Here is a 12,267-nt window from a genome sequence, read left to right on the forward strand (position 1 = left end):
CCGGAAATCGGCGCGGCCGGGGCCAAGGATAAAACATTCCGCGCGGCCGGCACCAAAAAAAGGAGAGAAATCGGATGCTCAGCAATCTGGAACTCGTGATGCGGCTCGTGCTCGCGGCGGCGCTCGGCAGCGTCATCGGCTTCGAGCGCGAGCGCCTGTCGTGGGCGGCCGGCCTGCGCACGCACATGCTGGTGTGCGTCGGCTCGGCGCTGATCATGATCGTGTCGGCGTTCGGTTTCGCCGACGTGCTCGGCACCAGCGACCACGTCGTGCTCGATCCGTCGCGGATCGCCGCGCAGGTCGTGTCGGGCATCGGCTTCCTCGGCGCGGGCTCGATCCTGCTGCGCGGGGAGATCGTGCGCGGGTTGACGACGGCCGCGAGCCTGTGGTCGGTCGCCGCGATCGGCCTTGCGGTGGGCGGCGGGCTCTATGTCGCGTCGATTTCGGCGACGATCATCATCCTGATCATCCTGGCCGGCATCAAGCCGCTGGAGCGGCGTTACTTCACGGTGCGCCAGCGGCGCCAGCTTGCGTTGACGGTTGCGAGCGGCACGCTGACGTTCGATTCGCTGCACGCGGCGCTCGGCCCCGACAGTGCGCGCGTGAAGCAGTTCATCGTGCAGCGTGCCGACGACTCGGGCGAGCAGGACGAGGTGCGCATCGCGCTGGCGCGGGTGTCGGAACTCGAATACAAGGCGATCTGCGACAAGTTGCGTGCGCTGCCGGGCGTTACGCGCTTCGACGACGGGAACGGGCTCGCGGGGAATGAATAGCGTGAATTGGTGGCGGGGCGTGCGACAATGGCCGACCACCGATTCCGTTCGACATCCGGGTCTGCGCGTGTGGGCCCCGCTATCCGATTTCCATGACCGAATCCGTTTCCACGCCACGCTCCCGTTCCACCCGCTCGTCGGCCCGTTCGCGCCCGCGCTCGGCCGCTGCCGCAGGCAGCACGTCCGCAAGAGCGACGGCACGATCCGGCGGCGCACCGGCCGGCGACGCGCTGCGCGACGAACGGACGCTTGACCTGTTCGGCGATCCGGTGCCGGAGCCGGGCGAGCGCATGCCGGTTGCGCCGCGCGATGAAGCGATCGTGGAAGCTGATGCGACGGCCGGTGCCGACGACGGGCGACAAGCCACGCTCGACGGTTTCATCCCGCCTGCGGATGCGGCAACGCATGCGGAAACCGAAGGGACGGCGACGACGGCTGGGGAGATCGCAGTCGTTCCGACGGTTGAAGGCGATATGGCCGCGAGCGTCGACGGCGCATCCGCAGCAGGTCTTGCAACGAAGGCAGCCGAATCGCCTGTGGGCGATGGCGGGGTAACGACGATCGATGTGCTCGCGGCCGACGGCGCCGCGAGTGTGGAGACGAAGCGGCTAGCCGCCGATGGCGCCGCGGCGCAGGCGGCCGAATCGCAAGCGGCAGATGGCGAAGTCGCGCAACCTGTCGTCGAGGCGGCGGTCGTCAAATCCCGAGAAGGGAAATCTTCGGGCGACACCGCGAAGGAGCGCCGCGCGTCGTCGAGCGGCAAGCGCCGGGCGGCTGCCGGGGCCAACGAAGCAACGGCGACGCAAACCGCACCGGTTGCGACGAGCGTCGACTCGAAGCCGGAAGCGGTTGAATCGGCCCCGCCGCCCGTCGCCGCCGCGCCGGTCGAGCTGCAGACGCCGGCACAACCGGCACAACCGGCACAACCGGCACGTCCGCCCGGGCCGGCGATCGCCCCGCATTCCGCGAAGCCTCACGACACGGCCCGGCAGCCGGATGCTTCGCCGCCGATTGCGCAGCCGGTGGCTTCCGCCGCGTCGTTCGTGACCCGGCCATCATCGGAGCGTACGCAGCCGGCCGCGCCAGCCTTCGATCCGGACACGCACCTGCGCCCGCTGACCGACCGGCTCGCCGCGCTGCAGTCCGACGTGGACGGCCTGACGCGCTCGGCCGATCGCGAGATGCGCCGCGTCAACCGCTTGCTGCTCGCGCTGGCCGTCGTCGTGCTGGCGGGGCTCGTCGCGCTGGTGCTGCAAACGCGGCAGATCGCGCACCTGAAGCAGGACGTGGCCGCCAAGCAGCAACGGATCGATCGCCTCGCGGCCGATCTGTCGACGCAGCAGGCCACGCTGATGACGCTCGAGGAGCACCACGAAGCGCTCCTGTCGCAAGTCGACCGGCTTCAGCGCAACGCGAACCGTGACGCGGCCGTCGCGAAGCGGGTTCGTCGCACGCGTTAATCGTTTCGCCCCTATCCTGGAGACCTGACGGGGCAAGGATCGCCGTTCTGAGGCGGCGATCGACTGTCGCGCACGTGCGGCAAACCGATGCAGCCCACTGGCAGAGTTTAGGGAAAACCCTTAGAATGGTGTTCATCTAAGGGAAAACCCTATCCATATCTGTCAGGAGTCTCACATGAGCTTCATCTTCGCCCTGCTGCAAAAAATCGACGACCTGTTCGTATCCCCGCACCTGCCGCTCGACGCCGAATACTCGTACGCCGCACGTCACGCCGAGGCCGAGCGCGTGCGCCGTGCGAACCTGGTGCCGATCGTTCTGTATCGTCGCTGATTCGCTGATTCGCTGATTCGGCGCGGCGTCCGCCGCACCAACCTGTCTGCCCGTTTCCCACCGCCGCGTCGCGCGCCGGTGCGCCCGTCCCGCTACACTGGAAGCTCGATTCCGTTCACGGCGACCGGGCCATGCTGCAGATGCGGCCGATGACGGCCGGCGAATTCCACGCGTACCGCACGCGAGCCATCGACGGCTACGCGGGCGATCTCGTTTCCTCCGGGCAAAATACTGTCGAAGACGCGGCCGATCGTGCGCGCGCCTGTTTCGACACGCTGCTGCCGGACGGCTTGCTGACCGCCGGCCAGACCCTCGTCACGCTCATCGACGGCGCCAGCGGCGATCCGGTGGGCGACCTCTGGTACGCGATCGTCCCCGAAGGGCCGAACCGTACACTGTTCATCTACGACCTCGACATCGTCCCGTCCCGGCGTCGCCAGGGCTGGGCCACGCGCGCGCTGGATGCGCTCGACGCCGAGGCACGCCGGTACGGCGTCACCGAGATCGGATTGTCGGTGTTCAATCACAACGCGGCGGCGCGTGCGCTGTATCGCGCGTGCGGCTTCGCGCCGATCACCACGACGTTGATCAAACCGGTCGTGTCGGACTGAATCCGCCAGCGCGCGATGCGTCGTGACATGCTGCCGGTTCCGCACGCCGTGTAGCCGGCCAACGTCGGCACGCTTCCCGCCCCTTCCTGCTGGCCGAGCGCCGACCGGCCTGTTCGATCGTCCGGCATTCACCGTCTGCCGCATCAACGCGCGTGGCCTTTCCATCTCCGCAGCAGCAACGCATTGGTCACGACGCTGACGCTGGAAAACGCCATCGCCGCGCCCGCGATCACCGGGTTCAGCCACCCGAGCGCCGCGAGCGGCACGCCGACCAGGTTGTACACGAACGCCCAGAACAGGTTCTGCTGGATCTTGCGGTACGTGCGCCTGGAGATATCGATCGCGTCGGCGACGAGCGCCGGGTCGCCGCGCATCAGCGTGATGCCGGCCGTGTGCATCGCGACGTCCGTGCCCGTCGCCATCGCGATGCCGACGTCCGCCGCGGCGAGCGCGGGCGCGTCGTTGATCCCGTCGCCGACCATCGCGACGACGCCGCCGTGCGTGCGCTTCAGCTCGGCGACGACGCGCGCCTTGTCGTCGGGCAATACCTGCGCGTGCACTTCGCCGATGCCGAGCGTCGCCGCGACGGCCGCCGCGCTGCCGCGGTTGTCGCCCGTCACGAGCGCGCTCGCGACGCCGCGCGCCGACAACGCCGCGATCGCGTCGCGGGCGCCCGGCTTCACGGTGTCGCCGAATGCGATCAGCGCGAGCACCGCGCGCGGCGCATCGGCACGCATCAGCCACGAGATCGTGTTGCCGGCGCCCTCGAGTTCCGCCGCACGGGCGTCGAGCGCCGGCGGTACCGCGATGTCGAATTCGTCGCGCCAGCGCGTGCTGCCGAGCGCGAGCCGCTGCCCGCCGACGTGGGCTTCCACGCCGCGTCCGGCCACGGCGCGCGCGTCGGTCGCGACGACCGACCCGGCGGCGCCGCCCCGTGCGGCCACGTCCGCGTCATGCGCGGCAACCACCGCACGTGCGAGCGGATGATCGCTCTGGCGCTGCACGGCCGCCGCGAGCACGAGGGCTTCGTCGCGCGGCACGCCGACGGCGTCGAAGGCCGTCACGGACGGTTTGCCTTCGGTCAGCGTGCCGGTCTTGTCGAACGCGATCACGGTCGTGCGCTGCGCGAGCTCGAGCGCCTGCGCATCCTTGATCAGCACGCCGTGCCGGGCTGCGACGCCCGTGCCGGCCATGATCGCGGCGGGCGTCGCGAGACCGAGCGCGCACGGGCACGCGATCACGAGCACCGCGACCGCGTTGAGGATCGCGGTTTCCATCCCCGCGCCGGCGATCAGCCAGCCCACCAGCGTCAGCACGGCGATGCCGAGAATTGCCGGCACGAACACCTCGCTGACGCGATCGACGAGCCGCTGGATCGGCGCCTTCTCGGCCTGCGCGGATTCGACGAGCCGGATGATGCGCGCGAGCGTCGTTTCCGCACCGATCGCGGTGGTTTCGACGACGAGCGCGCCTTCGCCGTTGATCGAGCCGGCGGTGACGGCGTCGCCGTCGTCCTTCGGCACGGGCAGGCTTTCGCCGGTGATCAGCGATTCGTCGATGTGCGAGCGGCCGGACACGATCCGCCCGTCGACGGGCACGCGCTCGCCGGGCCGAATCCCGACGTGCGTGCCGACGCGCACCTGCGACAGCGGCACGTCGCGTTCGATGCCGTGCTCGACGACGCGCGCGCGATCGGGGCGCAGCGCGTTCAGCGCGCGGATCGCCTCGGTGGTCTGGCGCTTCGCGCGCGATTCGAGCCACTTGCCGAAGCGCACGAGCGTGACGATGACGGCCGACGCTTCGAAATACAGATGGCCGGGATGCGCGGGATCGCGCAGCAGCATCCACAGGCTCAGCCCGTACGCGGCCGACGTGCCGAGCGCGACGAGCAGGTCCATGTTGCCGGTGAGCGCCTTCACCGCATGCCAGGCCGCGCGGTAGAAGCGCGCGCCGAAGCCGAACTGCACGATCGACGCGAGCACGAGCTGGAGCCACCCGGGCAGCATCAGGTCGATGCCGAACGGCGCGGCGAGCATCGGCGCGACGAGCGGCGCGCTCAGCACGGCGGCCCCGATCACTAGGTTGCGTTCGCGGATCGCTTCGCGGCGCTTGCGTGCGTCGGGGTCCTGCGCGGAGCTGGCCGGTCGTAAGTCGGCGCCGGTCGTTTCACCTGCGGGTGAGGCGGCGGGAAGCGACGCACGGTAGCCGGCCGTGGTGACTGCCGCGATCAACGTGGCGGGATCGAGTGCGCCGGCGCCGTGTACCGACGCGCGTTCGGTCGCGAGATTGACCGTCGCGCGCGCCACGCCCGGCACGGCGGCCAGCGCTTTTTCGACGCGGCCGGCGCAGGACGCGCAGGTCATGCCGCCGATGTCGAGTTCGACGTCTGCGACCGGGGAGGTGGCGGGAGGCGTGGAAACGGCAGCCGGCGTCGCGTCATAGCCGGCCTGTTTCACCGCTTCGGCAAGCTGCGCGGCGGAGACGTCGGCCGACGCATCGACCGTCGCGCGCTCGGTCGCGAGATTGACCGATGCGCGCGTGACGCCCGGCACCTTCGCGAGCGCCTTCTCGACGCGCGACACGCAGGACGCGCAGGTCATGCCGTCGATGTCGAGTTCGATGCTTGCGGGTGCGGCGGGCAAGGCAGTGGCAGCGGCTGGGACGGCGATGTCCGGCCCCGTCGGCGTTGCGTCATAGCCGGCCTGCTTCACGGCATCCGCCAATTGCGCGACGGACACGCCGGCCGTGGCATCGACCGTCGCACGCTCGGTCGCGAGATTGACCGATGCGCGCGTGACGCCCGGCACCTTCGCGAGCGCCTTTTCGACGCGCGACACGCAGGATGCGCAAGTCATGCCGTCGATGTCGAGTTCGATCGTCGCGGCGGCAGCCGGCGTCGGCGGCGTTGCGGGGAGGGGCGCGTGCGCCGAATGCGCGGCCGCGACGGTTTCAACCGCCGCTTCGCGTACCGCTGCGCGGTAGCCGGCCTCGCGGACGGCGTCCACGAGCCGATCGGGCTCGACCGTCTCCTGCGCGGTGACGGTTGCCGCATGCGCATCGAGATCGACCGCCACGCCGATGACGCCCGGCACGGCGGCCAGCGCGCGCTGCACGCGGCCGGTGCAGCCGCCGCAATGCATGCCGTCGACGCTCAGTTCGATCGTGTGCAGCGCTGCGGAGGCAAGTGGTTCAGTCATGTCGGATTCCCCAAAGGCGCGGTTCGTGCCGCGAATGGTTCCAGTATCAACATTCCCATGATGGTAAGGTCAAGCGTCGGCGACGATGCGACGCATGTCGATGCACACAGATTGTCACAATGCGGAAAAAGGCGATCGCCCCGGCTTCCGAACGGACAGCCGGTGCGCGCTGAGGCGCCAGGCTTGGCGCTCGCGAGGCGTTGACGGGTTGATACTCCCGGCGCAGTTCCAGATTTTTGCCGAATCCCGTGGACTATTTCGGATTTTTTGACGGTTCGGCTAGCGTTCTACCCGTTATTCGGCATATTGGGGGATGCCCTTAGGCGCTATGATACCGGCCTGACATCAGCGCCCACCGTTACGAATCGTAGCGAAACGGTCATCCGGGCACGCTGGGGTGCCTTGTTTTCGCCGTTCGCGAGGCGAACAGGGCGTTGACTGAAAAGAATGATATTCGGCCAGTAATCGATGATTGAAAACCAGCGAGAATCAGTTTCTCTGCGACGCGCGTGCGCGTCGCTGGCCATTGCGGCGTTGCTTGCAGGGTGCGCGTCGCAACCGGACGCGATCCAGCGGAAAACCGGCTGGATGCGTGCGGAAGTCGCCGACTCCTATATCTATGCGTATCCGCTCGTGTTGATGGACGTCGCGAAGGAAGCGGCGACGGGCGGCGACGGCGCGCAACCGGGGCAGGCCCCGCTCAACACGCTGCGCCACGCGCAGGCGCTGCCGCCCGTCGGCGCGGTCAATCCGCCGTTGCCGGGCGTGGACACGCTCGACTCGACCGGCTGGCTCGACGTCGCCGCCGAACCCGTGATCGTCACGCTGCCCGACACGCGCGGCCGCTACTGGGACGCGCGCGCGCTCGACATGTGGACGAACGTGCTGTGGTCGTCGTCGAGCGTGGCGGCGCGCGGCGCCCGTGGCGCCGGACGGTCGCAAACGATTGCTTTCGCCGCCAAGGACTGGCAGGGCACGCTGCCGAAGGGCGCGCTGCGCGTCGACGTGCCGTCCGCCAACGCGTGGCTCGAAGTGCGGCTGCAGACGAGCGGCGGGCGCGACCTGACGAACGTGAAGAAGCTGCAGCGCGCGATCCGCGTGGTGCCGCTGTCGGTTTACACGGGCGCCGAGCGAGGTGCGTCGGTCGCGGTCCATGCGGGCAGCGCGCCGTCCGAGGCGGTGGGCGGCGGCACGCCGGCCGAGCAGGTGGCCGCGCTCGACCCGAAGGCGTTCTTCACGCGCTTCGCGCAGGCGCTGCAGGACAATCCGGCGCCGGCCGACGACGCGCACGCCCAGGAATCGCTCGCCGACATCGGCGTGAAGGCCGGCTACCCGGTACTGTGGACGGGCGACCGTCTCACGGCCGCGACGGCCGGCATTGCCGAGGCGCGCGCGCGGCTCGCGACGCCGCCGTCGAACCTGCTGAGCGCGAACGGCTGGAACTGGATCGGCGACACGGCCGGCAAGTACGGCCAGGACTACGCGCTGCGCGCGTACGCGGCCTACACGCAGTTCGGCACCGCGACGCGCGACGACGAGACGCTCGCGATCACCCGCGTCGACAGCGACGGCCATCCGCTGAACGGCGCGAACCGCTACGTGCTGCATTTCGCGCCGGGCGCACTGCCGCCGGTGCGCGCGTTCTGGACGCTCACGCCGTACACGACCAACGGCGCGCTGCCCGACGTCGGGTCGGCGCGCCGCTCGCTCGGCGATCGCGACCGGCTGCGCCGCAACCACGACGGCTCGATCGACATCGTCGTGTCGGCGTCGCCGGGCGGCACGCATGCGGCCAACTGGCTGCCGGCGCCGCGTACCGATTTCGCGCTCGCGTTGCGCCTGTACGCGCCGAAGCCGCAGGCGAGCGACGGGTCGTGGATGCCGCCCGTCGTCGTCCGGAAATGAACGGTTGACTGCCGCCGTTGTCCGACCGGCGGGCGCGGCGGTGGCGCCCGACCTCCGTACCGTCACCTCCTGAGCCTATACTTTCGGGATAGCGTGCGCGGCCGCCCGGTTCTCCGGTGCGGCCCGTCATCCATTTCCGAGACATTCAAGCATGGCAAGCGCAGACAAAGAAACCATACCCTCGACCCTCCATGCCCTCGGTGGCGTTGCACGCTCGCGCCGGACCCGGCGTATCGGCATCGGCGTGCTGATCTTCGTCGTTTTATTCGGACTGCTCGGCTTCTTCGCGGCGCCGCCGCTGATCCGCCATGTCGCCGAACAGCAACTGAGCAAGCAGCTCGACCGTCCGGCCACGATCCAGCGCATCGCACTGAACCCGTACACGCTGAACCTCGAAGCCGACGGCATCCACCTCGGCGAGCGCGGCGGCCAGGGCGACTTCATCGACATCGGCAAGCTCGTCGTGAGGCCGTCGTGGTCGTCGCTGTTCCGCGGCGCGCCGATCGTCAACGAAATCCGGCTCGATTCGCCGCGCTTTCATATCGTCCGCTACGACGCGCAGCGCTTTAACTTCACCGACCTGATCGAGAAGTTCTCGTCGCCGTCGCCGCAACCCGACAGCAAGCCGACGCAGTTCTCGGTGTCGAACATCCAGGTCAACGACGGCCGGATCGACTTCGACGATCGCCTGCTGAACGAAAAGCACGTGGTCGACAACTGGACGCTCGGTATTCCGTACATCGCGACGCTGGCATCGAAGACCGACATCTTCGTCGAGCCGAAGCTGCGCGCGCGCTTCGACGGCAGCCCGCTCTCGATCGACGGCAAGACCAAGCCGTTCGCGCAGTCGCGCGAATCGGAGATCGCGCTGAAGTTCGACCGCCTCGACGTGCCGAAGCTGATCTCGTACGTGCCGGCGAAGCTGCCGGTGGCCGTGACGAGCGGCCTGCTGAGCAGCGACCTCACGGTCAATTTCGTGATGAGCGGCGAGACGCCCGCGCTGCGCGTGTCGGGTACCGTCGACCTGAACGACGCGAAGGTGACCGACCGCGCGTCGGCGCCGCTGTTCGCCGCGCGCGGCGTGCACGTCGCGGCGGCTGGCCTCGAGCCGCTGCGCAACGCGATGCACTTCGACGAGATCCGGATCGACCAGCCGGTGGTCGACCTGTCGCGCGACAAGCAGGGCGTGCTGAACGTCGAGAAGCTCGTCGCGCAGCCGGCCGCCGCACCGAAATCCGAAGCCGCCAAGCCGGCCGCGTCGGCCGTCGCCGTTTCCGGCGCTTCCGGCGCCACCGTCGCCGCGGCCAGCGCCGCCAGCGCCGCGAAGGCCGAAGGCAGCGCCGCCGCAAAGGAAGCGCCGCCGCTCGACCTGACGATCCGTCATTTCGCGATCGACGGCGGCACGATCAACGTCGACGACCGCGTGCCGGCGACGCCGACCGCGCTGTCGCTGACGAAGCTCGCCGCGACGCTCGACGGCTTCTCGCTGCAGGGCAAGACACCCGCGAAATACACGCTGTCGACGTCGCTGTCGCGCGGCGGAGACGTGACGGCCGAAGGCGCGTTCAATCTCGCCGCGAAGCAGGCCGACACGAAGCTGACGGTCGCCGCGCTCGCGCTGCCGGCGCTGCAGCCGTACCTGGGCGAGGCGACGCGCGCGCGCGTGCTCGACGGCACGCTCGGCGCGACCGTCAACGCGAAGACCGACTGGGGCAAGACGCCGCTCGCCGCGGAAGTCGCGGACAGCACGGTCAGCCTGAAGTCGCTGAAGATCGCCGCGCCGAACGACAAGGCGCCCGCGATCGCGCTGCCCGACGCGAGCGCGAAGATCGCGAAGGTCGACGTCGCCGCACGCACCGCCGAGATCGCGAGCGTCGACGCGAGCGGGCTCGCGCTCGACGTGAAGCGCCTGAAGGACGGCAAGATCGACCTCGCGGCGCTGGCCGAACCCGCGCAGGCGGCGGTGCCGCAGCGCACGGTCGCGCGCAAGGCCCAGGCCGCCGCGCCGTCGTGGCACTACCGGATCGATGCGCTGAACGTGAAGGACGCGTCCGCGAACTTCACCGACCTGTCGACGCCGCGCCCGGTGAAGCTGGCGATCAAGCCGCTGGAGCTGTCGGTGCAGAAGGTGAGCGACGATCTGACGAAGCCGCTGCCCGTGCAACTGAAGGCGACGCTGAACCGCAAGGGCTCGCTGAACGTGTCGGGCGATGTGACCGCGCAGCCACTGAAACTTGGCCTGAAGATCAACGGCAACCGCCTCGACGCGGCCGCGTTCGAGCCGTACTTCGGCAGCGCGCTGAACGCGACGATCGCGAGCGCGCTGCTCAACGCGCAAGGCAACCTGACGTTCGCGCAGGTGAAGGACACGCCGCGCGCGACCTATCGCGGCGACGTCGCGCTGGTCGACGTGCGGATGCTTGACAAGGCGACCTCCGACCCGTTTGCAGGGTGGCGCTCGCTCGCGCTGTCGAACCTGAAGGCGAACTACGACGAGAAGGGCACCGACGTCGACGCCGCGCGCGTGACGTTCTCGAACTTCTACGGACGCGTGCTGCTCGACGCGCAGGGGCGCCTGAACCTGAAGGACGTGGTCGCGAAGGAGTCGGGCCCCGCGCAGTCGCTCACGCGCGACGCGAGCAAGGGCGAGCCGGTGCCGCTGTCGCCGGGCGTGACGCCGCCGGCCGCCGCGCAGGCCGCCTCGGCCGCGGCCGCGCAGCAGGCGTCCATGCCGGCCGCCGCGTCGGCGACGGTGGTCGTGAAGGCCGCGCCGCAGCCGCAGAATCCGGTGCGGATGCACTTCGGCGAACTGCTGCTGCAGAACGGTCGCGTCACGTACACGGACAACTTCATCAAGCCGAACTACACGGCGAACCTCGTCGCGATCAAGGGCACGATCGGCGCGTTCGGCACGGATTCGACGACGTCCGCGCCGGTCGACGTCGCCGCGAACCTCGCGGGCAACGGGCCGATCTCGATCAAGGGCTCGGTGAACCCGCTGATCGAGAAACCGGCGCTCGACCTCACGGCGACCGCGCACGACATCGAGCTGACCAACCTGACGCCATATTCAGCGAAGTACGCGGGCTACCCGATCACGAAGGGCAAGCTCAACGTCGATCTGCACTACCAGCTCGCGAACGACCAGCTGTCGGCGAACAACCACATCTTCATCGATCAGCTCACGTTCGGCGATCGTGTCGAGAACGACACGGCGACGAAGCTGCCGGTGAAGCTCGCGATCTCGCTGCTGAAGAACACGCGCGGCCAGATCGACGTGAACCTGCCGGTGTCGGGCTCGCTGTCGAATCCGGAGTTCAGCGTCGGCGGGCTGATCTGGCACGCGGTGTTGAACCTGATCGCGAAAGCCGTCACGTCGCCGTTCACGCTGCTCGCGAATGCGTTCGGCGGCAGCGGCGGCGAGGATCTCGGCTACGTCGAGTTCGCGCCGGGTTCGTACGAGCTGACCGACGCGCAGCAGAAGAAGCTCGACACCGTCGTGAAGATGCTGACCGAGAAGCCGTCGATCCGCCTCGACCTGATCGGCCGCGTCGATCCGGCGCAGGACATGCCGGGGCTGCGCGACGCGTACGTCGAGCGGCTGGTGCGCCAGCAGAAGCTGAAGGACGTGGTCGGCCAGGGCGAGAGCGTCGATCCGATGTCGGTGAAGGTCGACAAGGCCGAATACTCGAAGTACCTGACGCGCGCGTACAAGGCCGCCGATTTCAAGAAGCCGCGCAACCTCGTCGGCTTGCAGAAGACGCTGCCCGATGCGGACATGAAGCAGGCGCTCGCCGATCACGCGCCGGCCGACGACAACGCGCTGCGTGCGCTCGCGCAGCAGCGCGCGCAGGTCGTGCGCCAGTATCTCGACGGCAAGATCGACTCGAGCCGCATGTTCGTCGTCGCGCCGAAGCTCGACGCGAAGGGCATCTCGGACAAGGGCGCGACGACCCGCGTCGACTTCGGGCTGCAGTAAGCGTTGTCGCC

At 69.2% G+C, this 12,267-nt stretch carries 7 protein-coding genes; 6 read left to right on the forward strand and 1 reads right to left on the reverse strand.

Going from position 1 to position 12,267, the window contains the following annotated elements; all coding sequences use genetic code 11:
• The first annotated feature begins 74 nt into the window (after window positions 1-74).
• The 4 genes from WT24_RS09430 to WT24_RS09440 all read left to right on the forward strand — a co-directional run bounded on the left by WT24_RS09430 (window position 75) and on the right by WT24_RS09440 (window position 3,175).
• Window positions 75-773 carry an MgtC/SapB family protein gene (locus tag WT24_RS09430; protein WP_060032944.1) on the forward strand — a complete coding sequence of 233 codons (699 nt, stop codon included), beginning with the start codon at window positions 75-77 and terminating at the stop codon, window positions 771-773.
• A 92-nt stretch (window positions 774-865) separates the two neighbouring features.
• Window positions 866-2,233: a hypothetical protein gene (locus WT24_RS09435; RefSeq protein WP_060032947.1), complete on the forward strand. Its 1,368-nt coding sequence runs from the start codon at window positions 866-868 to the stop codon at window positions 2,231-2,233.
• Between the two features lie 175 nt (window positions 2,234-2,408).
• Entirely contained in the window at window positions 2,409-2,564 is a 156-nt protein-coding gene (locus tag WT24_RS34845; RefSeq protein WP_011548928.1) for a hypothetical protein, read from the forward strand.
• A gap of 131 nt (window positions 2,565-2,695) precedes the next feature.
• Complete coding sequence (locus tag WT24_RS09440) at window positions 2,696-3,175, forward strand: GNAT family N-acetyltransferase (protein ID WP_060032950.1); 480 nt, start codon at window positions 2,696-2,698, stop codon at window positions 3,173-3,175.
• Between the two features lie 143 nt (window positions 3,176-3,318).
• Here WT24_RS09440 and WT24_RS09445 read toward each other — a convergent pair whose 3' ends face one another.
• Window positions 3,319-6,372 (reverse strand): heavy metal translocating P-type ATPase, encoded by a 3,054-nt coding sequence (locus tag WT24_RS09445; protein ID WP_082742141.1) that lies wholly within the window; start codon window positions 6,370-6,372, stop codon window positions 3,319-3,321.
• Window positions 6,373-6,840: 468 nt separating this feature from the next.
• On the opposite strand from WT24_RS09445, the gene WT24_RS09450 reads away from it, so the two are divergent.
• Complete coding sequence (locus WT24_RS09450; RefSeq protein WP_059499484.1) at window positions 6,841-8,277, forward strand: DUF1254 domain-containing protein; 1,437 nt, start codon at window positions 6,841-6,843, stop codon at window positions 8,275-8,277.
• Window positions 8,278-8,428: 151 nt separating this feature from the next.
• Window positions 8,429-12,256: a DUF748 domain-containing protein gene (locus WT24_RS09455; protein ID WP_060032953.1), complete on the forward strand. Its 3,828-nt coding sequence runs from the start codon at window positions 8,429-8,431 to the stop codon at window positions 12,254-12,256.
• Window positions 12,257-12,267: the final 11 nt, after the last annotated feature.

Source organism: Burkholderia sp. MSMB1078WGS, from assembly GCF_001528895.1.
Taxonomy (GTDB): domain Bacteria; phylum Pseudomonadota; class Gammaproteobacteria; order Burkholderiales; family Burkholderiaceae; genus Burkholderia.

Coding starts and splice junctions, on each gene's coding strand:
- WT24_RS34845 (WP_011548928.1), top strand. CDS start 2,409: ATGAGCTTCATCTTCGCCCTGCTGCAAAAAATCGACGACCTGTTCGTA.
- WT24_RS09440 (WP_060032950.1), top strand. CDS start 2,696: ATGCTGCAGATGCGGCCGATGACGGCCGGCGAATTCCACGCGTACCGC.
- WT24_RS09445 (WP_082742141.1), bottom strand. CDS start 6,372: ATGACTGAACCACTTGCCTCCGCAGCGCTGCACACGATCGAACTGAGC.
- WT24_RS09435 (WP_060032947.1), top strand. CDS start 866: ATGACCGAATCCGTTTCCACGCCACGCTCCCGTTCCACCCGCTCGTCG.
- WT24_RS09450 (WP_059499484.1), top strand. CDS start 6,841: ATGATTGAAAACCAGCGAGAATCAGTTTCTCTGCGACGCGCGTGCGCG.
- WT24_RS09430 (WP_060032944.1), top strand. CDS start 75: ATGCTCAGCAATCTGGAACTCGTGATGCGGCTCGTGCTCGCGGCGGCG.
- WT24_RS09455 (WP_060032953.1), top strand. CDS start 8,429: ATGGCAAGCGCAGACAAAGAAACCATACCCTCGACCCTCCATGCCCTC.